Origin of the sequence: Flavobacterium sp. W1B (assembly GCF_047344965.1) — a bacterium.
Lineage (GTDB): Bacteria > Bacteroidota > Bacteroidia > Flavobacteriales > Flavobacteriaceae > Flavobacterium.
Genome location: NZ_CP178845.1, coordinates 3234216 through 3254113, shown reverse-complemented (window position 1 = coordinate 3254113; position 19898 = coordinate 3234216). Strand labels below are relative to the sequence as shown.

Genomic DNA, 19898 nt, shown 5'->3' with positions numbered 1-19898 from the left:
AGTAAAATAAAGAATACTGATTTTATATAAAAAGGCGATTTTCAAAAAAGGATTTAAAGTGTTTTATACTTTATTGGAAAATAAATTTGAAAATTTGATGTTATAAAAGAAAGTTAATTAACAGCATTTTTAGGTTTTTATACCATTGGTTTTTTATTTTTAAAAAATTACACAATTGATTATTATAGATTATAAAATTATGAAGCGAATACTCTTTTATGTTTTAATACTAGGATTGTCGGTAAAAGGATACTCCCAAAATGAATTTAATTCTAAGTTCAAAGCGATACCACCTATAGATACCAAGTTTAAATCTAAGAAGGTTAAGCCTCCTGTTGCTGAGCCTCCAAAGGTTGTTGCGCCCGATGTTCCAAAAAAACCGAATCCTTCTGCGCTAATAGAGAAACCTGTTACTATTTCGATGATTCCTAAAAATGAATTTATTAATCCGGGAGATGCTATTAGAGATAAACTAAATAAAAAAGAAGAGCCATCGGAAGGGATAGTTTATAGAAGAAATCAAAATCTGGGAGATTTTAAAACCACAGCCGTTACCGCAAAAGTGATGTATCGTGATGCCGCTTATGTGGATGGCGATCAGATTCGTGTGTACTTGAATGACAAAGTGATTCAATATCAAGTGAATTTAGATAGTAACTTTCAAGGTTTTGAAATAAAACTGGAAAAAGGTTTTAATAAAATTGATTTTGAAGCTCTGAATCAAGGTAGTTCAGGACCAAATACAGCTGAGTTTAAGGTTTATGATGACAAAGGAGTTTTGATATCGGCTAGTCAGTGGAATCTTGGAACTGGATTTAAAGCAACTCTAATTCTTACAAAAGAGTAGGTTGTAATTGTGTTTTTTATTGAGATTCTGTTTTTTGGGTAAAAAGACAGAATCTCAATAAAAGATTTTTCTTTCAATATTATCCTATTTTAAAGAACAACAATCTTCAAAATACTTGATGTTTATTGGGATATAAATAAATTTTAATTTTTTCAAATTTCAATTTTTCAATTCCAAATATAAAAAGTATTTTTGCGCATGCAACACAACGTACTTATTTTAGATTTCGGATCGCAATATACTCAGCTTATTGCGCGTAGAGTTCGCGAATTAAATATATTCTGCGAAATTTTCCCATACAATCATTTTCCGAGTGATTTATCAAGTTATAAAGCCGTAATTCTTGGAGGAAGTCCATTTTCTGTTAGAGGAGAAGATGCACCACATCCTGATTTATCTCAAATTAGAGGCAAATTGCCTGTACTTGCCGTATGTTACGGGGCGCAATATTTAGCTCACTTTAGTGGTGGGGAAGTAGCTGCTTCAAATACGAGAGAATATGGTAGAGCTAATTTATCTTTTATAAAAGAGAATGAAGTTTTCTTTGAAGGTGTTTCAGAGAATAGCCAAGTTTGGATGAGTCATAGCGACAGTATAAAAGCCTTGCCAGCAAATGGAGTAAAGCTTGCTAGCACTCATGATGTAGAATTTGCTGCTTATAAAATTGAGGGCGAAACTACTTACGCCATCCAATACCATCCTGAAGTTTTTCACTCTACTGATGGATCAAAAATGTTAGAGAATTTCTTGGTGAAAATTGCCGAGGTTCCTCAAAATTTCACGCCAGGTGCTTTCGTTGAAGATATGGTTGCTGAACTTAAAGAGAAATTGCAAGACGACAAAGTGGTTCTTGGACTTTCAGGAGGAGTAGATTCTACTGTAGCTGCGGTATTATTGAACAAGGCTATCGGGAAAAACTTATATTGTGTTTTTGTAAATAACGGTTTACTTCGTAAAAACGAATTCCAAAATGTATTAGATCAATACAAAGGAATGGGATTGAACGTAAAAGGAGTAGATGCCGGAGATCGTTTCTTGTCAGAACTTGCCGGAGTAAGTGATCCGGAAACCAAGCGTAAAATTATCGGTAGAGTTTTTATCGAAGTTTTTGATGATGAGTCGCATCTTATTGAAGATGTAAAATGGTTGGCGCAAGGAACAATATATCCTGACGTTATTGAGTCGGTTTCTGTAAAGGGACCTTCTGCAACTATCAAATCGCATCATAATGTTGGTGGATTGCCAGATTATATGAAATTGAAAATTGTAGAGCCGCTTCGCATGCTTTTTAAAGATGAAGTACGTAGAGTAGGGGCTAGTCTAGGAATTGATCCAGAATTGTTAGGAAGACATCCTTTCCCAGGACCAGGATTGTCAATCCGAATCTTAGGAGATATTACGCCAGAGAAAGTACAAATTTTGCAAGATGTAGATTCTGTATTTATTGAAGGCTTGAAATCTTGGGGATTATACGATAAAGTATGGCAAGCGGGAGCAATCCTTCTTCCTGTAAATAGTGTAGGTGTAATGGGCGATGAGCGTACTTATGAAAAAGTAGTGGCACTTCGCGCTGTTGAATCTACTGACGGTATGACAGCTGACTGGGTACATTTACCGTATGATTTCTTGATGAAAGTGTCTAATGATATTATCAATAAAGTAAAAGGTGTTAATAGAGTAGTGTACGATATTAGCTCTAAGCCGCCAGCAACAATAGAATGGGAATAGAGTAATATCTTACTTATTAAAAAGTCATTATTTCTAATGTTCTTTATAGAAACGGTATCAGATTTTGGAATAAAATTTGATACCGTTTTAGTTATCTTTGAATTATTAATTTTACAAATAAAATAATGAAGTATTTTTTCGCGATTTATATGACAATTTTCTTGTTTGTTGGGAGTGCTTTTTCACAAGAAAAAATAATAACACATAAAATAGAAAAAGAGGAAACTATTAGTCAAATTGCACAAAAGTATAAAGTGACTCCATTTGATATTTATCAATTAAATCCAGATGCGCAAAGAGGTTTAAAGCCTAATGGAACTTTGCTTATCCCTAATAAAACATCTGCTAAGATTCCAAGTACACCGTTAAAGATAAGTGCGAAGTCTCAAACACATGAGGTTGTTGCTAAAGAAACTTTGTACGGGATTGAAAAAAAATATGGCGTTTCGGATGAAGATTTGAAAAAAGCCAATCCAAGCCTTGAAAAGGACGGATTGCAAATAGGACAAACTCTTGTTATTCCTTCAAAAAACAGCTCAAAAATAACTGCTGTTGTTCCGGTTAAAGTTGTTTATCATGAGGTGCTTGCAAAGGAAACGAAATATTCAATTGCGAAACAATATGGAATTTCTATAGAAGAATTGGAAAAACGCAATCCTGAAATTATTCCTAATTTGCCAATTGGATATAGATTAATAATCAAAGGAAATGCTCCAAAAGCGGTGAAAGCTATTGAGAAGGTTGAAGCTCAAAAAGAAGCTTTAAAGCCGAGTCCTTCAAAAAAATTAGCTGCCACTGATTATGTTATGTATGAGGTGAAACCGAAGGAAACACTTTACAGCTTGTCAAAAATGACTGAACTGAGCCAAGAAGAATTAATTGTTCTTAATCCGGAATTGAAGAATGGAGTGGAGACAGGAATGACTTTAATGGTTCCTTCAAAAAGTTTGGTTTCAACCGATGCTAAAAAAGAGATTAGTTCTTTATCAAAAAAAACGACTAATGGAGATCGCAAAAGAATGGTTTTGTTGTTGCCTTTTAATATATCTAAGATTGAAGGAGATACTGTCAATTCGACTGTTGATCGTTTGAAAAAAGATAAGTTTTTGAACATGACCTTGGATTTTTATTCGGGAGCTTTAATGGCTGTCGATTCAGCTAAGGCTCTTGGACTTCCTGTTGATGTAGAAATATACGATTCGCAAGAAACCAAAAATAGTTCTAATGTGGCGGCTATTGTTCGTAATAATAAATTAGAATCGGCTGATGCTGTTGTTGGTCCTTTTTATCAAAGCAATGCCGAAGCCACAGCGCAGTTATTGAGCGCAAACAACGTTCCTGTTATTTCTCCGCTATCAAAAGATGTTGGGAATCCTTACGCTAACCTTTTTCAGACAATTCCCACTGTTGATGTTGTCAGAAACACCGTTTTTGATTATATGAGGTCTAAAAAAGGAAATGTTATAGCAGTTGTTGATAAGAAAAAAGAATCTGTAATTAAATATATTCAACAATATCAAAAGGATGTTCGTTTTGTAGCTTTCAAAGAAAACGGAAGTGTATCTGCTGAAAGTTTGAAAGCTATGCTGGTTAAAGACAAAATCAATTATGTGCTAATGGAAACGGCGAATACCGGGATGGTAAAAACAACTATGGCAGCAATGGTAAGTGCTTTGCCAATGTATCAGATACAGCTGGTGGTTTTAGAGCCAAATGAAACTTTAGATACCGATGAAATTAACTTTTTAAATCTAACAAAATTAAGACTGATGTATCCTTCGGTAACGCGTAGTAATGATTCTGCTGAGGCTTTGATTTTTAAGAATAAATATAGAAAGTTAAATAATGTTTCTCCTAGCGATTTTGCAACACGCGGTTTTGATGTTACTTTTGATACTTTGTTGCGATTGTCTCAGAATAAAAGTTTTGAAGAAACGGTGAATTCTACTGCAACGCTACAAGTAGATAATAAATTTGAGTACTATAAAAAAGAAGACGCAGGATATACCAATAAAGGTGTATTTGTATTGTATTACGATAGCGATTTAACAATAAAAGAAGCAAAATAATGACATCAAAAGTAACCTATTTAGGCGAGTTAAGAACATCATCTATACATTTGCAATCCGGAAATGAAATCATCTCAGATGCGCCTTTAGATAATAACGGTAAAGGAGAAGCTTTTTCGCCAACTGATACTGTTGCTAATGCTTTGGCAAGTTGTATGATGACTATAATGGGTATAAAATCCCGCGAAATGGATGTTGATTTGACAGGCGCTACGGCTTCGGTAACTAAAATTATGAATGCCGAGCCAAGAAGAATTGGCGCAATAGAAATAGCATTTGAAATGTGCGGTACCTCGGATCCTAAAAACCAAACTATTTTAGAAAGAGCCGCTATGACTTGCCCGGTTTTTCTAAGTTTAAATTCTGATATCGAAAAGAGAATCACTTTTAACTGGAAATAATTTTAGAACTGAAAATAAAGGAATAAGAGAAAGGATTCGCTGATGTAATTTTTTCTCTTATTCCTTTATTCTTTTCTCTTTCTTTTATAAAATAAATGGATAAAAATCAACAACAACTGATCAAATTAGCGCATACTAAAATGCCTTTTGGTAAATACGAAGGAAAACACCTAATTGATCTACCAGAATATTATGTGGTTTGGTATCATAATAAAGGGTTTCCGAAAGGAGAATTAGGGGAACAGCTAAAATTGGTTTATGAGTTAAAGCTAAACGGGCTTGAAGAATTGATACGAAACATTAAAAAACGTTATCCAAAACCGAGTTAATTAGATTATTGCTAGTAATGAAAATTTTATTATCTAATTGTCGGATTATCTAATTAGCTTATCTCTTTATTTTCTCATTATCTAATTGGCAAATTCTCTAATTTAATTTGTACTTTTGCCAAGTTTTTTACACAACTACAACACAAACAACAATAGAATGAATCAAACGAAATATATTTTTGTTACTGGCGGTGTGACTTCTTCCTTAGGGAAAGGAATAATCGCGGCGTCTTTGGCAAAATTGTTACAAGCAAGAGGGTATAGGACAACTATTCAAAAGTTCGACCCTTATTTAAATGTTGACCCAGGGACATTAAATCCATACGAACACGGAGAATGTTATGTGACTGATGATGGTGCTGAAACCGATTTAGATTTGGGACACTATGAGCGTTTCTTGAACGTTCCTACTTCTCAGGCTAATAATGTTACTACAGGAAGAATTTATCTTTCGGTTATTGAAAAAGAGAGAAGAGGGGAATTTCTTGGAAAAACGGTACAAGTAGTGCCGCATATTACCAATGAAATTAAAGATAGAATGCAATTGCTTGGTAATTCAGGTGATTATGATATTGTTATCACTGAAATTGGTGGAACTGTAGGAGATATTGAAAGCTTACCTTATATAGAGTCTGTTCGCCAATTGGTTTGGGATTTAGGAGAAAACAATGCTATTGTAATCCATTTAACTTTAGTGCCTTATTTGGCTGCTGCTGGTGAATTGAAAACTAAACCAACTCAGCATTCGGTAAAAACTTTAATGGAAAGCGGTATTAAAGCAGATATTTTAGTTTGTAGAACGGAGCACGAAATTTCAGACGAAATTCGCAATAAATTAGCTTTATTTTGCAATGTAAAAAGAGAAGCCGTTATTCAATCTATTGATGCTGCTACTATTTATGAAGTACCTAATTTAATGCTAGAAGAAGGTCTTGATATTGTTGCATTGAAAAAATTAGATTTGCCTAAAAAAGCGGCTCCAGACTTAAAAAACTGGAATACGTTTTTGAAGCGATTAAATAATCCAAAGCATACTATAAATATTGGTTTGATTGGGAAATATGTAGAAATGCAAGATTGTTACAAATCGATTTTGGAAGCTTTCATTCATGCAGGTGCTGCTAATGAAACCAAAGTTAATGTTGTTTCGATTCATTCAGAACATATTGACGAAACAAATATCGATGAGAAATTAAAAGGTCTTGACGGAATTCTTGTAGCGCCAGGTTTTGGAGAAAGAGGAATCGAAGGAAAGATTGAAGCAGTACGTTATGCGCGTGAAAACAAGGTTCCATTTTTCGGAATTTGTTTGGGAATGCAAATGGCTGTCATTGAATATTCAAGAAATGTTTTAGGTTTCGCCGATGCGAATTCGACTGAGATGAACGATCAAACGCCTCATCCGGTTGTAAACTTGATGGAAGAACAAAAAACAGTTACCAATAAAGGAGGAACAATGCGTCTTGGAGCATGGAAATGTGATTTGAAGCAGGATTCATTGGCATATAAAATCTATGAAAAAGAAACTATTTCAGAGCGTCACCGTCACCGTTACGAGTACAACAGCAATTATGTGGCACAGCTGCAAAATGCTGGTTTGATAGCATCTGGGGTAAATCCTGATACAGGTTTGGTTGAGATTATAGAAATAGAAAATCACCCATTTTTCATTGGAGTTCAATACCATCCTGAATATAAAAGTACCGTTGCAAACCCACATCCGATATTTGTGAATTTTGTTGCGGCAGCTGTAAAGGCAAAAAAGAAATAACATTCAGTTTACCAAAAAGGTAATGAAATCTAATTTTGTTTATTGGAAAACAATAAACGATAAAAAATAAATAATTTTTATAATGGAACAAAAAAAGTTTGACCCGAATTCGATAATAGGTTTTGCATTGATTTTTGGGATATTAATTTGGATAATCTATAATAATCAGCCCGATCCTAAAGCTATTGAAGCTGAGAAAGCTCAAAAAGAGCTGGTTCTTAAGGCGACCAAAGCCAAGGAATTAAATGACAAAGCAGTTGCCGACGCTACTGTAGCTGTTGCTACAACTGGCGATTCAACTCAGTTGGCTAAATTGGAAAAAACTTTAGGGAATTTTGCTTATTCTGCAACACTTCCTTCTGCCAAAGAAGGCTATACTACAATCGAAAACGAGTTGGTCAAACTAAAAATCGCCAATAAAGGGGGGTACATTGTTGAAGCTACTTTAAAGAATTTCGAAAGATTCAAAAAAGGATCTGGAGAATTAGTTGAGTTGGTAAAAAACAATAATGCTAATTTGAATGTACAATTGCTTACTAGCGATAATCGTACATTAAATACCAAAGATCTTTATTTTGAGCCTACTTTGACTAAAAATGGTGAGGATCAAATTCTTTCGATGAAATTGAAAGCAGGACCTAATGAATTTTTAGAATACAAATACGCATTGAAGCCAAACGATTACATGATTGGTTTTGATCTTCGTTCTCAAGGTTTGAACAAAGTTTTGAATACTTCTAAACCATTAGATTTAGAATGGAGTTTGAAAAGTTACAGAAACGAGAAAAGTATTTCTTACGAGAACCGTTATACTGAAATCTATTTTGAACATGAAGGCGGAAAAATTGATTATGCAGGACTTGGTTCAAATGACGAAGCTAGTCCTGAAAAAGCAACATATATCGCTTATAAGCAACACTTTTTCTCAACGATTCTTTTGACGAAAACGCCTTTTGAAAACGCTAAATTGCATTCGACTAATTTAGTTAATGATGAGAAAATAGATACCACTTTTACAAAGCAATTTAAATCTAATTTACCTCTTGCTTTTACCAATGGTGAATTAGACTATAAGATGAGCTGGTATTTTGGACCAACAGATTATAAAACCTTAAAAGCTTACGATCAAAATCTAGATAAAATCATCTCATTAGGTTGGGGTATTTTTGGATGGATTAATAAATTTATTTTTATTCCATTATTCGGATTTTTGAGTTCTTACATTGCTTACGGTATTGCAATTATTATTTTTACAATTCTTATAAAAATTGCAATGTCGCCTATTACTTTCAAATCATTCTTGTCTCAAGCCAAGATGAAAGTATTGCGTCCTGAAATTGCTGAATTGGGAGAAAAATTCAAGAAAGACCCAATGAAAAAGCAACAAGAAACGATGAAGTTGTACAACAAAGCGGGAGTAAATCCTATGGCAGGTTGTATTCCGGCATTGATTCAGCTTCCTTTTATGTATGCTTCGTTTCAGTTTTTCCCATCAGCTTTTGAGTTAAGACAAAAAAGTTTCCTTTGGGCAGATGATTTATCGTCTTTTGATGAAGTGATAAAATTACCGTTTCATATTCCTTTTTATGGAGATCATATCAGTTTGTTCCCAGTTTTGGCAGCAATTGCGATTTTCTTTTATATGAAAATGACTTCTGGTGATCAACAAATGGCTGCTCCGCAACAAGAAGGAATGCCAGATATGGCTAAAATGATGAAAATCATGATCTATGTTTCGCCAATCATGATGTTGTTTTTCTTCAACAGTTATGGAGCAGGATTGAGTTTGTATAACTTTATTTCGAATTTGATTACTATTGGTATTATGATTGTCATCAAAAGATATTTTATTGACAGTGATAAGATTCACGCTCAAATTCAGGAAAACAAATTGAAAGAGCCTAAAAAACAAGGTAAGTTCCAACGAAAACTTCAAGAAGTTATGGAACAGCAAGAAGCTTTAAAAGCCCAACAAAAAAAGAAATAGTTTAATTGAAAAAAATCCCGATTTGTCGGGATTTTTTTATTTTCAGTTGTAATTTTGATTCTAAGAACTCGTTATTATATAAAAGATATTTATGAAAACATTTTATAAAAAAGGATTGATCACTTTGTTTTTTTTGGGTACACTTTGTCTTCAGGCACAAACCGATTTCAATAAATTAGACGAAAAAGGAAAAAAACATGGGCTTTGGAAAGGATTTTATGGAGAATCCAAAAGACCAAAATATGAGGGCGTTTTTGAACATGGAAAAGAAATTGGAGTTTTCAATTTTTATGATGATACCAAAGCTAAATCCGTAATTGCTACTAGGGAGTTTAATGCAAATGATAATTCGGCTTACACTGTTTTTTATGATCAGGCAAAAAACAAGGTAAGCGAAGGGAAAGTGATAAATAAATTATTTGAAGGGCAATGGAAATACTACCATCAAGCTTCGCAGATTGTAATGACCATTGAGAATTATAAGAATGGAAAGTTGGAAGGTTTGCGTTCCGTATTTTATCCTAACGGAAAAATTGCCGAAGAGATTAATTTTAAGAATAATTTGAAAGATGGCGTTTACAAGAAATATTCGGATAACGGGATTGTACTTGAAGAATCCACTTATAAGAATAATGAATATAACGGATTGGCTGTTTTTAAAGATTCTGATGGTAATATTGCTTCAAAAGGGCAATTTTCAAAAGGCAAAAAAACAGGTGTCTGGCAGTTTTTTGAAAAAGGAAAACAAGTCAAGGAAGTCAATATGAGCGATCTTGAGAATGCCTCAAAGAGCAAACGCAATTAAGTTTGTCCTTGCTAAGATACTGCGGTAAAACTTTGTAACTTTGCCGACTTATAAAATTAATAAAGATTTTGAAATGAAGCGTGTTGTTGTAGGACTTTCTGGAGGTGTTGATTCAAGTGTTGCTGCTTATTTGTTGCAACAACAAGGATATGAGGTGATCGGTCTTTTTATGAAAAACTGGCATGATGATTCAGTTACTATTTCTAATGATTGTCCTTGGCTAGAAGACAGCAATGATGCTTTATTGGTAGCCGAAAAATTAGGAATACCATTCCAAACCGTTGATTTAAGCGAAGAATACAAAGAGAAAATCGTTGATTATATGTTCAACGAATATGAAAAAGGGCGTACTCCAAATCCGGATGTACTTTGCAATCGTGAAATAAAATTTGATGTTTTTATGAAAATTGCCTTAAGTCTGGGCGCCGATTATGTGGCTACAGGACATTATTGTCAAAAAAGTGAAATTGAAGTTGACGGAAAAACAATATACCAATTGCGAGCCGGGGCTGACAATAATAAAGATCAGTCTTATTTTCTTTGTCAATTATCACAAGAGCAATTGTCAAAAGCCTTATTCCCTATTGGAGAATTAACGAAACCGGAAGTACGTGAAATTGCCGCCGAAATGGAATTGGTAACTGCCGAAAAGAAAGATTCTCAAGGATTGTGTTTTATTGGAAAAGTTCGGTTACCGGAATTTTTGCAACAAAAATTGCAACCAAAAGAAGGTTTGATTATCCAAATTGACAAAAACAATCCGGTTTATAGTTTAGAGAAAAAAGATAATTTAACTTTGAAAGAAGAGTTAGCTTTTGCTTCAAATAAAATTGCCTACACTCCCGAGATGGGCAAAGTGGTAGGGAAACATCAAGGAGCTCATTATTTTACAGTAGGACAACGAAAAGGGTTGAATGTTGGGGGTACAGCTGAAGGTTTATTTGTAATAGCAACAGATGTAAATACCAATACAATTTACACAGGAATGGGAAGTCATCACCCGGGTTTGTTTCGTTCTGCATTATTTATAGAGCAATCCGAAGTGCATTGGGTTCGTACTGATTTGGCTTTGGTCAATGGAGAGCAAATGGAAGTAATGGCAAGAATACGCTACAGGCAGCCTTTGCAAAAAGCAACTTTGCATCAATATGAAAACGGCATGTATGTTTCTTTTGAAGAACCACAATCAGCTATTACCGAAGGACAATTTGTGGCTTGGCATTTAGGCGATGAATTAGTTGGTTCGGGAGTTATTTCTTAGCTTAGTATTTATATTTAGGAATTACCGTAAATGAATAAAATCACAGCTCTTTTTAAAATTAAATATCCCATTATTCAGGCAGGAATGATTTGGGTGAGTGGTTATAAACTTGCCAGTGCGGTCAGTAATGCCGGCGGATTAGGAATTATAGGAGCGGGTTCAATGTATCCCGAAGTTTTGCGGGAACACATTCAAAAATGCAAGAAAGCCACTTCTAAACCTTTTGGTGTAAATGTGCCAATGCTGTATCCTAATATCGATGAAATAATGAAAATTATTGTTGAGGAAGGGGTGAAAATCGTTTTTACTTCGGCAGGAAACCCCAAAACTTGGACTTCCTATTTAAAAGAAAATGGCATCATCGTTGTACACGTTGTCAGTAGTTCTGCATTTGCATTAAAAGCACAAAATGCCGGTGTTGACGCAATTGTTGCCGAAGGTTTTGAAGCAGGAGGCCATAACGGAAGAGATGAAACGACTACTTTTACATTGATTCCAATGGTAAAAGAACAAATAACAATTCCGGTTATTGCCGCAGGAGGAATAGCCACAGGAAGAGGGATGCTTGCTGCGATGGCACTCGGAGCCGATGCTGTTCAAGTAGGAAGTAGATTTGCTGCATCTATAGAATCCTCAGCCCATGAGAGTTTTAAGAAAACGATTGTAGAAGTAAAGGAAGGCGATACACAATTGACCTTAAAAGAATTGGCTCCCGTTCGATTAATAAAAAATAAATTCTATCAGGATATTCAACATTTATACGAAAAATGTCCTACGAAAGAAGAATTAATTGAATTGTTGGGTAGGGCTAGAGCCAAAAAAGGGATGTTTGAAGGTGATTTAATTGAAGGCGAACTGGAAATAGGTCAAATTGCTGGATTGATTCACGAAATAAATTCTGCAGAAGAAATCGTTATGGAAATGATGACCGATTTTGAAACAGCCAGAAAAGAAGTAATGAGTTTTAATTTTTAACTGATAAACAATGACCCAAATTAAATTATATATAGTGTTGCTTTTTTTAGGACTTGGTTTGCAACATTCCTATAGTCAAAGCTACCAATTCAAAACGTCTGGTCTTAGTGTTTTAGAAAAAAACGATAAGGGCAAATGGGGAAAATGGTCTGATCTTCAATTAGTGAATATTCCAATTACGTTGGATACTAATAAAAACAGGATTGTGGTTTATTCAGAAATGATTCAACTGTTTGAAATAGTTGTTTATCAGCCTATCGAAGAAAATGATACAGATATTGTTTATTCTTTTACTTGTAAAGATAATAATGGGGAGAATTGTACTCTTTCTATAATTACCAGAAAAAAACAGGATAATAGAAAGCAGCTGTATATCAGTTATGACGACCGAATTATTGTATACAATATTTTTAATATGTAGTTGAAAACTATTTATATAAAAATTACAAACGCTGATTTACTATTTAGAAATAGTAAATCAGCGTTTTTTTTAAATTTATTCAATGTCTTTGATAAACTCGTCGTATTCTGAATAGAACAGTTCCAAAGCATTCATTTTTTCGTTGTAGAAATCAAAAATTTCATCCCAATAGTTACGGTTACTTACGCTTACACCTAATCTTTCGATCCAAATTCGACTAATTTTTTTTCCGTTTTCGAGTACGTAGTTTCTTTCAAACACTAAATCTTTGATAAATTCTTCTTCCAGGATGTTTTTTAAGGCTTCTATCTTGTCAAAATAGGCATTGCGCTTGTCATCGTTACGATGTTCAATGTCAATTAGCACTTGCGCTTTTTTATTGTCTACATAGAATTTAAAAGAGAAATCTTTTATTTTGGTATCGTATAGCACCCATTTTCGGGGATATTTCTCGGCGAATGAGACCCAGAATTCTCGCTTTAATTTTTGAGTTTCTTCTTTGCTGTACATTTTGTTTGTTAGGATTGGTTTCTAGAAAATTTGTAGATTATTATTTTCTAACTTATATTTATATTCTTTTTTTGAATGCAAAAATAGTCTTTGATTATGGATTTTCAATATTTTTTAGAATTTGTTCCCAATTTAGTTGAAGCAAAACTTCCGGCTACGGAAGCTCATATTAAAATGGCGCCATTCGAAAGAATTGAAGGTTTGAAAAATAATGCTGTTAAAAATGAAAATCCAAGAACAGCAGCGGTAATGATGTTATTTTATCCTAAAGACGGAATCACACATTTGGTACTTATTGTTCGGAATTCCTATGTAGGAGTTCATTCTGGACAAATTGCATTTCCTGGAGGAAAATATGAAGAAAAAGATGAAAATTTCAGCGAAACTGCATTGAGAGAAACCCATGAGGAAGTTGGAATTAGTCCGGAAATAATGAAGGTGATCAAGCCTTTTACCCCAATGTATATTCCTCCGAGTAATTTTATCGTGTATCCTTTTTTAGGAATCTGTAAAGACGAAATTTGTTTTGTACGGGATCCTTCTGAAGTAGCCCAAATCATTGAACTGCCATTGTCGGTTTTCTTAAGTGATAAAATAGTAACCGAAGCAAAACTTTCCACTTCCTATGCTCAAAATATCAATGTTCCGGCTTTTGATATCGAAGGGCATATAGTTTGGGGAGCAACAGCGATGATTCTTAGTGAATTAAAAGATGTTTTGAATGTAGTTTTACAATCTGAAATTTGATTTTTTAGTGATTTAAAGGCATTTTTAGAAGCTTAAACATCAAGCATACTTCAAAAATAAATTTCGTAAGTTTGCCTTCCTAATTTAGAAAATAAACAAATATTTTATGGGATTATTTAAGAGAAATCCTTTTGGTCACATTCTATTTATAAAAAAATGGTTAATCCGAGTTTTTGGAGCAATTACGCATAGACGTTATAGAGGTTTCAATGAATTACAGATTGAAGGCTCAGAGATAATCCGTAATTTGCCAGATACAAACGTACTTTTTATATCTAATCATCAGACCTATTTTGCCGATGTAGTGGCAATGTTTCATGTTTTTAATGCCAGTCTTAGTGGAAGAGAAGACTCTATAAAAAATGTATGCTACTTGTGGCAGCCTAAAATGAATATTTATTATGTTGCCGCCAAGGAAACAATGCGTGCCGGTCTATTGCCAAGAATTTTATCTTATGTGGGAGCGATCTCGGTGGAGCGAACTTGGCGTGCCAAAGGAGTTGATGTTGCCGAAAAGCGTGATATAAACCCCAATGATACCGAAAATATTAAAATTGCGCTTAAGGATGGCTGGGTAATCACTTTTCCGCAAGGAACAACCAAATCTTTCAAGCCAGTTCGCAAAGGAACGGCGCATATTATCCAACAACACAGACCTATCGTTGTCCCAATAGTTATCGATGGTTTCCGACGTTCATTTGACAAAAAGGGATTGCGTATGAAAAAGAAAGGGATTTTGCAATCTTTTATCATCAAGGAGCCATTAAAAATTGATTACGATAACGATACCATTGATGAAATCGTAGAAAAAGTAGAATATGCCATCGAGCAACATCCATCTTTTCTAAAAGTAATTCCAGCTGAAGAAATAGAAGAACATGAAAAATTAAACAAATACCGCAAGTGGGATTATTAGTAAAATTCTAACTATTGATTAATTTGTGACGAATTAAATAAACAAACCCGACCGTTTTAAGAAATGGTCGGGTTTGTTATTTGGTATGAAAAGCCCTTTACTTGTAAATCTGGATGTAAAAATCAAAATGGTAAAGCCGAAGTTTGTTTGATATACCGCATAACAAATGAACTTTGGATTTTACTGATATGCGGAATGGCAGACAATTTTCTTGTAACAAAATCATTGTATGCATCGGGGTCTTTAGTAACGACTTTGAGTACAACATCAAAAACACCTCCGGTAACATAAGCTTCCATTACTTCGTCCAGATCCGAAATTTGTTCTAAAAATTCTTCCACATATTCAATTCGCTGACTATTGAGTGATAAATTGACAATTACGGTAAATTTCAAGCCCACTTTTCTTTGGTTTACAATGGCGACATATTCCTTAATATAGCCTTCGTTTTCTAACTTTTTAATTCTGTCATAAACCGAAGTTCGGGACATATTTAATTTCTCTGTCAAATCAGAAATATCAAATCTTGAGTTCTTTTGAAGCAATCGCAACAACTCAATTTCTTGTGTACTTAATTCTTCCATCGGATTTTTTCCGATAAAGATAAAAAAATAAATACTTTTTAGGACATAACACGGTTGGTTAATGTTTAAAAAGGATATTTTACTTATATGTTAGCTGTAATTAAAACTTAATTTCATATTATATAAATTTGCACGGACAAAATAAATTTTCATGACAAGATATATTAGCATTGTAATATTGGGTGCTTTAAGTTACGGAATGTTAGCATCCTTTGCAAAAATCGCTTATGGGCAAGGTTACACTGCAGGAGAAATTACCTTTGTGCAAGCCTTAATTGGTGCAGTTATTTTGTGGTCAATCGTATTTTTTAGAAGTATAAAAAATCGTTCTTTTAAACTAGCCGGAAATTGGAAACTGCTTTTGGCAGGAACTTCTATGGGTATTTCAGCTTATACTTATTATTTATTAGTGGCTTATATTCCGGCTTCATTAGCCATCGTTTTGTTGATGCAAATGACCTGGATGAGTATGTTAGCAGAATGGATTTTCTTTAAAAAGAAACCGACAAATTTTGAATTGTTGGCTTCCGTTTTAATTATTATTGGAACTGTTTTAGCAGGGAATTTATTGAATGTAAAAGATTTTAATTTTTCCGTTTTTGGAATTATGTTGAGTTTGACATCGGCATTACTTTACACGCTTTATGTTTTATTTACAAGCAGATTGGGCAATGATGTTCCGATGTTTGAAAAAAGCGCATTGATGACAACGGGTTCTGCATTGATGATTTTATTGATTAACCTAAAATCGATTACCACAAGTACACATCTTGATTTAGGCTTATTGAAATGGGGAACATTTTTGGCTGTTTTTGGCACCGTAATTCCACCTATTTGTTTCACAACAGGAATGCCAAAAATCGGTACAGGATTAAGTTCAATTCTATTGACATTAGAATTGCCTGCCGCCATTTTTTGTGCCTATATCATTTTAAACGAACAAATCAGTTTTTTTCAAATCATCGGAATTGGGTTGATGTTAGGGGCAATTATTTGGCTCAACATCGTAAAAACGAAAAGAGAAAAGCAAATCACAATCCATTAAAATTTAATTTATGAATAGCAACCACAAAGAACTTTACATCGAGTACCAGAACAATTACGAAAACCGACCTACGCTTGTGTTTCTTCACGACAGTTTGGGTTGTGCGCAATTATGGCGTGATTTTCCGCAAAAATTGGCAGAAGCCACACAATGCAATGTTTTGATGTATGATCGTTTAGGTTATGGAAAATCGGAGCCAATGCCTACCTACGAAAGACCAACCAACTATATGGAATTGGAAGCAGATGTATTGAATGAATTATTAAGCAAATTAGATATTGACAACGCCATTTTGTTTGGACATTCTGACGGGGGAACAATAGCACTGCTAACCGCAAGTAAATATCCTGAAAAAATAAAAGCTACCATTGTAGAAGCAGGACACATTTTTGTAGAAGACGAAACGTTGAAAGGTATTTATGAAGCTATTGAGAGTTATAATACTACAAACTTGCCTGAACGATTGGCGAAATACCACGGTGAAAAAGTTGAAACTATTTTTAAGGCTTGGACAGAAACCTGGACACGGAATGATTACCGAAATTGGAACATTGAGCATTTTTTATCGGGTATTACTTGTCCGCTTTTGTTCATACAGGGCGAAGCAGACGAATATGGAACTTTGGCACAGCTAGAAAAAACAATCAGTCAAGTAAGTGGACAAGCCGAAAAATTTATCATTCCAAACATTGGACACACGCCTCACAAAGAAGCAACCGAACAAGTAATTACCAAGACTATTGACTATATCCTAAATATAACCAAATAAAAACGGCCTACAACAGCTAAGGCTTCGTTGCTTTTGAAAGACGAATTAATGCAGCCTGTGTGAAACGGAACAGATTACACCTTCAAGAGGTATCGTGATTGAGGTTTAGTAGAGACAAGAGGTAGCAATGCCTCTTTTTTTGTTTACTTTTACTTAGAAAGGCAATGAGTAGAAAGTATAAGTTTGGAAAGAAAATGGGACGAAACTTTAGGGTTAATGGCAGTGCCACAAGCTAAGGTCATAACGATAACACAGTTTTAGGAACAGATTTGAATTAGTTTGTGAGCACGAGTAACGGTCATTCTAAATCAAAACAAGAATAAAAACGTTTTGGAAAACTCAAATTAAAAACAAAAAAATAAAATGAACATTGTAATAACAATTCTACTTGTAATAGTTGGCATCATTGGCCTGTTTTTAATTATGGCTCTTTTTCTAAAAAAGGAACATTACGTCAAGCGTGAAATTGTCATCAACGCACCTCGCCAAAAAGTATTTGACTTTTTAAGACTACTTAAAAACCAAGACAAATTTAATAAATGGGCGAAGGCAGACCCAGACAGAAAATGGGAATACAAAGGAATAGACGGAACAGTAGGCTTTGTTATTTCTTGGAACGGTAACAAAAAAGCAGGTGAAGGAGAGAAGCAAATTATGAGAATAATTGAAGGGAAAAGAATAGAAACTCAAATTCGTTTTATAAAACCAATGGCCACCGTTGCAAATGTAATAATGGAGACAGAAACCCTATCCGATAATCAAACCAAAGTAACTTTGATTAATTGTGGTACATTGAAATATCCGATGAATATATTTATTCCAATGGCAGAAAAGAATTTTCCAAAAGATATGGATGCCAGTTTGACAACATTGAAAGAACTGCTTGAAAAAGACGAACAATAAAAAGGAGCCGCTAACAGCGGTTCCTATGTAAAGCATTGTTAAGTTATTAAAAACTTTTAGAGTGTTATAAGTCCGAATACGATTTTCTGGCAAAATAGTATCTTCTAAACTAGATAAACTTAGTTGATGGCGGGAAATTCCACTGATATGTTGCATCACTAAATGTATTACTTTTCTTCCTTTTGTTAAAATAATTTAGCTATTTTTGAAAGAAATCAACGAAGGTTTTTTCACAGACTGACGTTATAGGCTATGGTATGACGACACTGCACAGCAACAAACCAAGACTTAAATTCAACTTTCCGACCAAACAAAATGAACTTTAATTCAATCGATCTCTAAACTCACTCGGAGTTACACCCAAAATCTTTTTCACATATCTTGTGAAAAACGACCGACTGCTAAAATCCATTTCATCAGCAATTTCGGAAATGTTGAGAGTTTTATTTTGAAGCAAAAGAATAATGCGTTCTTTGGCGTGTCGCTTTATCCAATCCGAAGCAGTAATTCCTGAGTGAATTTTACAAAGATGATTGAGGTATTTTGCCGTAATATTTAATTCGTTGCTGTAAAATTGCACTTCCCGATGCTTTAAACAGTGCTGTTGAAGCAATTGAATAAATCGCTCGTACAAAGTTCCGGTTTGCAAACTATGCTTGCGCTGGTCGTATTCATTGGCAAACGTATGCCACATTTCTAAGATAAATAATTGCATTTGTAACTTCAAAACTTCTTCATAAAAACGATGGTTGGTTTCTAAAAAACGTTCGTTCAATCGTTTAAAATTCGTTAAGATTTTTTCTTTTATAGATTTCGATTGAATATCTTTTATCGGATAAACTCGTGAATGCAATTGTGCATTAATGCTCCAACTTTGATCTGGAATATTATCCATCAAAAAATCTTTTTCTGCTAATAAAACAGACGCTTTAAAGTTTTTAGAAAATTCTAATCCCGACAAGCTACTTTCCGCAAACCAAAACAAAAACTGTCCGCTTTTGCAAACCATCTTTTGGTCGTTAAACATAAAATGAATACTTCCGATATGGCAATACAAATGGGTGTGGTACAGATTTTTAAAATTATGTGGAAAATCTATTTCGCTTTTTATTTCTAAAAATAAAACATCTGGCAATGCACTTTTACTCATCTGTATTTTTTAGCTAAAATAAGTAATATTTGACATTATTAACGCAATTGGTGTCATAAATAAGAATAGAAAATGAATTAATTTTGTTATATAAATAAAACAAAAGATGAGAAATACGGATAATAACATATTTGAACGACTAAAAAAAGGTGAAACCATTTCATCAAACGACAACGAAGCCTATAAAATGCGTGAAGCTTCGTTTGCTACCAAAAAATTATTGGTGGAAATGAATAATGCTACAAATCCAGCAGAAATTAGAAATTTATTAAGCCAAATTACCGATACTGTAATTGATGAAAGTGTAACCGTTTTTACACCATTGTACATCAATTACGGAAAACATACCAAAATCGGCAAAAATGTATTCATCAATTTCGATTGTGTTTTTCTGGATTTAGGTGGAATTACCATTGAAGATAACGTTTTGATAGCGCCAAAAGTAAGTTTGCTTTCCGAAGGGCATCCTATTGAACCAACCGAAAGACATTCGTTAAATGTTGCTCCAATTTTCATCAAAAAAAATGCGTGGATTGGTGCCAACGCAACCATTTTGCAAGGTGTAACGATAGGCGAAAATGCAGTTGTAGCAGCAGGTTCGGTGGTTTCAAAGGACGTTCCAGATAATTGTATTGTTGGCGGAATTCCTGCAAAAATCATTAAAGAAATTTAAAATCCAA

The 19898-nt window shown here is 34.1% G+C and carries 20 protein-coding genes; 17 read left to right on the top strand and 3 right to left on the bottom strand.

Annotation, left to right across the window (positions count from 1 at the left end; all coding sequences use genetic code 11):
- The first annotated feature begins 199 nt into the window (after window positions 1-199).
- From ACMDB5_RS14190 to ACMDB5_RS14140, 11 genes are all read left to right on the top strand, one after another.
- Window positions 200-847 carry a hypothetical protein gene (locus ACMDB5_RS14190; protein ID WP_413998918.1) on the top strand — a complete coding sequence of 216 codons (648 nt, stop codon included), beginning with the start codon at window positions 200-202 and terminating at the stop codon, window positions 845-847.
- Between the two features lie 198 nt (window positions 848-1045).
- Window positions 1046-2575, top strand: coding sequence for a glutamine-hydrolyzing GMP synthase (guaA, locus tag ACMDB5_RS14185; RefSeq protein ID WP_413998917.1), 1530 nt, complete (start codon window positions 1046-1048; stop codon window positions 2573-2575).
- A gap of 125 nt (window positions 2576-2700) precedes the next feature.
- Window positions 2701-4644: a LysM peptidoglycan-binding domain-containing protein gene (locus tag ACMDB5_RS14180; RefSeq protein ID WP_413998916.1), complete on the top strand. Its 1944-nt coding sequence runs from the start codon at window positions 2701-2703 to the stop codon at window positions 4642-4644.
- Complete coding sequence (locus ACMDB5_RS14175) at window positions 4644-5045, top strand: OsmC family protein (protein ID WP_413998915.1); 402 nt, start codon at window positions 4644-4646, stop codon at window positions 5043-5045. The genes ACMDB5_RS14180 and ACMDB5_RS14175 overlap by 1 nt, the downstream gene beginning before the upstream one ends.
- Window positions 5046-5140: 95 nt before the next feature.
- The gene (locus tag ACMDB5_RS14170) at window positions 5141-5374 is read left to right on the top strand and encodes a DUF3820 family protein (protein WP_413998914.1); all 234 of its coding nucleotides are present in this window, start codon (window positions 5141-5143) and stop codon (window positions 5372-5374) included.
- A 157-nt stretch (window positions 5375-5531) separates the two neighbouring features.
- On the top strand, window positions 5532-7145 hold the full coding sequence (locus ACMDB5_RS14165; RefSeq protein ID WP_413998913.1) for a CTP synthase: 1614 nt from the start codon (window positions 5532-5534) through the stop codon (window positions 7143-7145).
- 82 nt (window positions 7146-7227) lie between these two features.
- Window positions 7228-9132: a membrane protein insertase YidC gene (gene yidC / locus ACMDB5_RS14160; protein ID WP_413998912.1), complete on the top strand. Its 1905-nt coding sequence runs from the start codon at window positions 7228-7230 to the stop codon at window positions 9130-9132.
- A 91-nt stretch (window positions 9133-9223) separates the two neighbouring features.
- Window positions 9224-9937: a toxin-antitoxin system YwqK family antitoxin gene (locus ACMDB5_RS14155; protein WP_413998911.1), complete on the top strand. Its 714-nt coding sequence runs from the start codon at window positions 9224-9226 to the stop codon at window positions 9935-9937.
- Window positions 9938-10010: 73 nt separating this feature from the next.
- Window positions 10011-11198, top strand: coding sequence for a tRNA 2-thiouridine(34) synthase MnmA (gene mnmA, locus ACMDB5_RS14150; RefSeq protein WP_413998910.1), 1188 nt, complete (start codon window positions 10011-10013; stop codon window positions 11196-11198).
- 30 nt (window positions 11199-11228) lie between these two features.
- The gene (locus ACMDB5_RS14145; RefSeq protein WP_413998909.1) at window positions 11229-12173 is read left to right on the top strand and encodes an NAD(P)H-dependent flavin oxidoreductase; all 945 of its coding nucleotides are present in this window, start codon (window positions 11229-11231) and stop codon (window positions 12171-12173) included.
- A gap of 10 nt (window positions 12174-12183) precedes the next feature.
- Window positions 12184-12594, top strand: a complete 411-nt coding sequence (locus ACMDB5_RS14140) for a hypothetical protein (RefSeq protein WP_413998908.1) — start codon at window positions 12184-12186, stop codon at window positions 12592-12594.
- Between the two features lie 75 nt (window positions 12595-12669).
- On the opposite strand, the gene ACMDB5_RS14135 is transcribed toward ACMDB5_RS14140, so the two are convergent.
- Entirely contained in the window at window positions 12670-13104 is a 435-nt protein-coding gene (locus ACMDB5_RS14135; RefSeq protein WP_413998907.1) for a DUF4268 domain-containing protein, read from the bottom strand.
- Window positions 13105-13200: 96 nt separating this feature from the next.
- Here ACMDB5_RS14135 and ACMDB5_RS14130 point away from each other — a divergent pair, with 96 nt between their 5' ends.
- Together ACMDB5_RS14130 and ACMDB5_RS14125 are read left to right on the top strand one after the other, a co-directional pair.
- Window positions 13201-13851, top strand: a complete 651-nt coding sequence (locus tag ACMDB5_RS14130) for an NUDIX hydrolase (protein ID WP_413998906.1) — start codon at window positions 13201-13203, stop codon at window positions 13849-13851.
- Window positions 13852-13957: 106 nt separating this feature from the next.
- Window positions 13958-14767 (top strand): lysophospholipid acyltransferase family protein, encoded by an 810-nt coding sequence (locus tag ACMDB5_RS14125; protein WP_413998905.1) that lies wholly within the window; start codon window positions 13958-13960, stop codon window positions 14765-14767.
- Window positions 14768-14889: 122 nt separating this feature from the next.
- Here the strand turns inward: ACMDB5_RS14125 and ACMDB5_RS14120 are convergent, their stop codons facing one another.
- A complete protein-coding gene (locus tag ACMDB5_RS14120; protein WP_413998904.1) occupies window positions 14890-15351 on the bottom strand; it encodes an Lrp/AsnC family transcriptional regulator in 462 nt (153 codons plus the stop codon).
- Window positions 15352-15502: 151 nt separating this feature from the next.
- On the opposite strand from ACMDB5_RS14120, the gene ACMDB5_RS14115 reads away from it, so the two are divergent.
- From ACMDB5_RS14115 to ACMDB5_RS14105, 3 genes are all read left to right on the top strand, one after another.
- Window positions 15503-16396, top strand: a complete 894-nt coding sequence (locus tag ACMDB5_RS14115) for an EamA family transporter (protein WP_413998903.1) — start codon at window positions 15503-15505, stop codon at window positions 16394-16396.
- A 10-nt stretch (window positions 16397-16406) separates the two neighbouring features.
- Window positions 16407-17165, top strand: coding sequence for an alpha/beta fold hydrolase (locus tag ACMDB5_RS14110; RefSeq protein WP_413998902.1), 759 nt, complete (start codon window positions 16407-16409; stop codon window positions 17163-17165).
- 363 nt (window positions 17166-17528) lie between these two features.
- Window positions 17529-18068, top strand: coding sequence for an SRPBCC family protein (locus ACMDB5_RS14105; protein WP_413998901.1), 540 nt, complete (start codon window positions 17529-17531; stop codon window positions 18066-18068).
- A gap of 322 nt (window positions 18069-18390) precedes the next feature.
- Here ACMDB5_RS14105 and ACMDB5_RS14100 read toward each other — a convergent pair whose 3' ends face one another.
- Window positions 18391-19218 (bottom strand): helix-turn-helix domain-containing protein, encoded by an 828-nt coding sequence (locus ACMDB5_RS14100; RefSeq protein WP_413998900.1) that lies wholly within the window; start codon window positions 19216-19218, stop codon window positions 18391-18393.
- 106 nt (window positions 19219-19324) lie between these two features.
- Between ACMDB5_RS14100 and ACMDB5_RS14095 the strand changes: the two genes are divergently transcribed.
- On the top strand, window positions 19325-19891 hold the full coding sequence (locus tag ACMDB5_RS14095; RefSeq protein WP_413998899.1) for a sugar O-acetyltransferase: 567 nt from the start codon (window positions 19325-19327) through the stop codon (window positions 19889-19891).
- The last annotated feature ends 7 nt before the right edge of the window (window positions 19892-19898 follow it).

Bases quoted from the DNA above. Each gene is read 5' to 3' on its own strand.
- ACMDB5_RS14180 (WP_413998916.1), top strand. From the start codon at position 2,701: ATGAAGTATTTTTTCGCGATTTATATGACAATTTTCTTGTTTGTTGGG.
- ACMDB5_RS14140 (WP_413998908.1), top strand. From the start codon at position 12,184: ATGACCCAAATTAAATTATATATAGTGTTGCTTTTTTTAGGACTTGGT.
- ACMDB5_RS14155 (WP_413998911.1), top strand. From the start codon at position 9,224: ATGAAAACATTTTATAAAAAAGGATTGATCACTTTGTTTTTTTTGGGT.
- ACMDB5_RS14095 (WP_413998899.1), top strand. From the start codon at position 19,325: ATGAGAAATACGGATAATAACATATTTGAACGACTAAAAAAAGGTGAA.
- ACMDB5_RS14125 (WP_413998905.1), top strand. From the start codon at position 13,958: ATGGGATTATTTAAGAGAAATCCTTTTGGTCACATTCTATTTATAAAA.
- ACMDB5_RS14145 (WP_413998909.1), top strand. From the start codon at position 11,229: ATGAATAAAATCACAGCTCTTTTTAAAATTAAATATCCCATTATTCAG.
- ACMDB5_RS14120 (WP_413998904.1), bottom strand. From the start codon at position 15,351: ATGGAAGAATTAAGTACACAAGAAATTGAGTTGTTGCGATTGCTTCAA.
- ACMDB5_RS14105 (WP_413998901.1), top strand. From the start codon at position 17,529: ATGAACATTGTAATAACAATTCTACTTGTAATAGTTGGCATCATTGGC.
- yidC (WP_413998912.1), top strand. From the start codon at position 7,228: ATGGAACAAAAAAAGTTTGACCCGAATTCGATAATAGGTTTTGCATTG.
- mnmA (WP_413998910.1), top strand. From the start codon at position 10,011: ATGAAGCGTGTTGTTGTAGGACTTTCTGGAGGTGTTGATTCAAGTGTT.
- ACMDB5_RS14165 (WP_413998913.1), top strand. From the start codon at position 5,532: ATGAATCAAACGAAATATATTTTTGTTACTGGCGGTGTGACTTCTTCC.
- ACMDB5_RS14175 (WP_413998915.1), top strand. From the start codon at position 4,644: ATGACATCAAAAGTAACCTATTTAGGCGAGTTAAGAACATCATCTATA.
- ACMDB5_RS14135 (WP_413998907.1), bottom strand. From the start codon at position 13,104: ATGTACAGCAAAGAAGAAACTCAAAAATTAAAGCGAGAATTCTGGGTC.
- ACMDB5_RS14100 (WP_413998900.1), bottom strand. From the start codon at position 19,218: ATGAGTAAAAGTGCATTGCCAGATGTTTTATTTTTAGAAATAAAAAGC.
- ACMDB5_RS14130 (WP_413998906.1), top strand. From the start codon at position 13,201: ATGGATTTTCAATATTTTTTAGAATTTGTTCCCAATTTAGTTGAAGCA.
- ACMDB5_RS14115 (WP_413998903.1), top strand. From the start codon at position 15,503: ATGACAAGATATATTAGCATTGTAATATTGGGTGCTTTAAGTTACGGA.
- ACMDB5_RS14110 (WP_413998902.1), top strand. From the start codon at position 16,407: ATGAATAGCAACCACAAAGAACTTTACATCGAGTACCAGAACAATTAC.
- ACMDB5_RS14190 (WP_413998918.1), top strand. From the start codon at position 200: ATGAAGCGAATACTCTTTTATGTTTTAATACTAGGATTGTCGGTAAAA.
- ACMDB5_RS14170 (WP_413998914.1), top strand. From the start codon at position 5,141: ATGGATAAAAATCAACAACAACTGATCAAATTAGCGCATACTAAAATG.
- guaA (WP_413998917.1), top strand. From the start codon at position 1,046: ATGCAACACAACGTACTTATTTTAGATTTCGGATCGCAATATACTCAG.